Source organism: Bacteroidota bacterium (assembly GCA_018692315.1).
Taxonomy (GTDB): domain Bacteria; phylum Bacteroidota; class Bacteroidia; order Bacteroidales; family JABHKC01; genus JABHKC01.
Genome location: JABHKC010000210.1, coordinates 1 through 2,738 on the forward strand (window position 1 = coordinate 1; position 2,738 = coordinate 2,738).

The 2,738-nt window shown below is 32.5% G+C and carries 3 protein-coding genes; all 3 read left to right on the forward strand.

The features are described 5' to 3' along the window. Positions 1 to 344: 344 nt before the first annotated feature. The gene (locus tag HN894_15525; protein ID MBT7144732.1) at positions 345 to 608 is read left to right on the forward strand and encodes a T9SS type A sorting domain-containing protein; all 264 of its coding nucleotides are present in this window, start codon (positions 345 to 347) and stop codon (positions 606 to 608) included. Positions 609 to 1,239: 631 nt separating this feature from the next. Then, complete coding sequence (locus HN894_15530) at positions 1,240 to 1,524, forward strand: hypothetical protein (protein MBT7144733.1); 285 nt, start codon at positions 1,240 to 1,242, stop codon at positions 1,522 to 1,524. Positions 1,525 to 1,530: 6 nt separating this feature from the next. After that, positions 1,531 to 2,619 carry a hypothetical protein gene (locus HN894_15535; protein ID MBT7144734.1) on the forward strand — a complete coding sequence of 363 codons (1,089 nt, stop codon included), beginning with the start codon at positions 1,531 to 1,533 and terminating at the stop codon, positions 2,617 to 2,619. Positions 2,620 to 2,738: the final 119 nt, after the last annotated feature.

Genomic DNA, 2,738 nt, shown 5'->3' on the forward strand with positions numbered 1-2,738 from the left:
AGCTAAAAAACAAAAGGAGGTAAAAATGTAAATTCAAATACAAAATCATGACAGCCCTAAAAGCTGAATGGGAAAGCTATATATAGTATTCTTTATTGAGAATTTGTGACTGGCTGATTATTTTTGTTGCGGAATTACTGATAAAACATATTCATAATTTCAACAATAAAATTTTCAAAAAAGTATTAAACAACTGTATTTCATGTATTTAAATTTAATTAGATTTAGGACTCACTTTCTTTTGCAGATGCTCTATTTTGTACCGGTCTAAAAATGAGTATATATGAGTTTCTCTTTCTCTTGAGCTTATTTCAAAACTAAATCAGCTATCGGAAGAATACTATTTGAATCAAAATTTCCCAAATCCGTTTAAGCAAATTACGGAGATTTATTACGAACTTCCCGAATCGGGAATGGTAAACCTAACTGTTTTCAACAATCTTGGCGAGCAAATTTCAGTGCTTGTTGAAACTGAACAAAAAGGCGGAAGTTATACAGTAAAATTCGATGCAAGCAGACTTTCTGCCGGTGCATACTTCTATACAATAAAAGTTATAGGAGAAAATTCTAACTATTTAGAAACCAAATGTATGAGTTTGGTGAAATAGTATATTTGTTACTTCAAACTAAAAGCCCCATTGTTTTTACTTTGGGGCTTTTTTGATAAAAGTTTGTGAATTTCATAAAGTTGTAAAGTTTCCACCCGCACTTTCATTCCTGCGAATGCAGGAATCCCATCAAAATATTACCTAACTCAATGAGATTCCTGCTTTCGCAGGAATGAGTTGAGTATTGAATGTTGAATTTTCAATTTCGATTTTCCAATCTCAGCGGGATTTCTTATCAGTAGTACCAAATGGACTTTGTAAGTTCAAATAGTAAATGCAATTTTTACAAGAAAAATAATAGTATAATGATTAATTGTTAATATTATGAAAAAATTAACAAATATAATTGTATATTTAACATTTTTTATAAAATGGAATTTCTAAAAGAAAATAAAGTGAATGATTTGAGTATCAACGAGAACTCTAAACTTGATACAAAAGTAAAATCTATATATTATTACTTAATAGTACAGCTTAAACACATGAAACAGTAAATAATGAAAATCATGAAAAAAATCTACAATGTTAATTATTTGAAATTCAAAGAAAACATACGAATTGATATAAATAGAATCCAATAATTATTACAAAATACTGAAACAAAGAATAATTATTCACCTAAAATCAACCATTGAAAGAAAATAACAAAAATAAAAACACAAATAATGTTCACAATAAAAGCATTAGTAAAAAAAATAATCAACAAAATGCTGTTTCAACCGAACTTATAAAAGTAATGTATCAGGAAGATTTGCAAATAACAATAAATGACGGACAGAAATTTGAAATTCCTCCTGAAGGAAACCTTGGGCTATTAGCTATTGGTTACAAGGGACTTATTGCAGTTCGCAAAAAACGTATAGAAACTGATTGGAAGAATGAAAACGAAATTATTAGTGACAAAAAAACCGATTAGCTACTATTGAAAAGACTTGCAAAAAAAATACTATTAATTGGCTGGGATGCAGCTGACTGGAAAATAATTAACAAGCTAATTGATGATGGTCTAATGCCGGCGACAGAAAAACTTGTTAATAAAGGAGTGATGGGTAATCTTACAACACTTGACCCTCCATTTTCACCGATGCTATGGACAAGTATTGCCACAGGAATGCGCCCCGACAAACACGGAATTTTAGGGTTTATTGAACCAAATCCGCGGAAACAAGGTGTTCGTCCGGTTTCATCGCTCTCGCGTAAAGTAAAAGCGATTTGGAATATTCTGAATCAGCAAAACATTAAATCGCATGTTGTAGGTTGGTGGCCATCTCATCCGGCAGAACCAATAAATGGCATTATGATTTCCAATCTTTATCAGCAAGCCGATGAGGCTCCCGACAGATGGAAAATTATGCAGGGGACAGTTCATCCTCCTGAGTTATCAAGATTGTTTGAACATTTAAGGATTCATCCCTATGAACTCACTTCGGAACATATATTACCATTCGTTCCTAAAGCAGCAGAAATTGACCAGACAAAGGACCCCAGATTGTCAATTATATATAGAAACCTTGCTGAGTGTGCCTCAATTCAATCTGTAGCAACTTGGATAATGGAAAACCAGAAATGGGATTTTATGTCTGTGTATTTCGACACAATTGACCATTTTTCTCATGCTTTTATAAACTATCATCCACCAAAGTTAGATGGAATTTCGGATAAAGAATTCAAACTCTATAAAGATGTTATAACCGGCGCATATCGATTTCATGATATGATGTTGGCACGTATGCTTCAGTTAGCTGGTAAAGACACAACTGTGATGATAGTTTCTGATCACGGCTTCCATTCCGATCATTTACGTCCTACATTTATTCCTGACGAACTTGCAGGACCATCATATCAACATCGGCAACACGGTATTTTTTGTATGGCAGGCCCAAACATTAAAAAAGATGAAATTATTTATGGTGCAAATTTACTAGACATCACTCCAACCTTGCTTACCCTGTTTGGTTTACCAACCGGAAAAGATATGGATGGAACTCCCTTAGTAATTGTAAATATATAATTGCTCCATTATTAATTTTTTTTCCTATCTTTGCCACATGGATAGAATAAATGAAATAAGAATTAAATATTCAACAATTATAAAAGAAGCAAACGAGCGTTTCATTCGGATATGGGCAG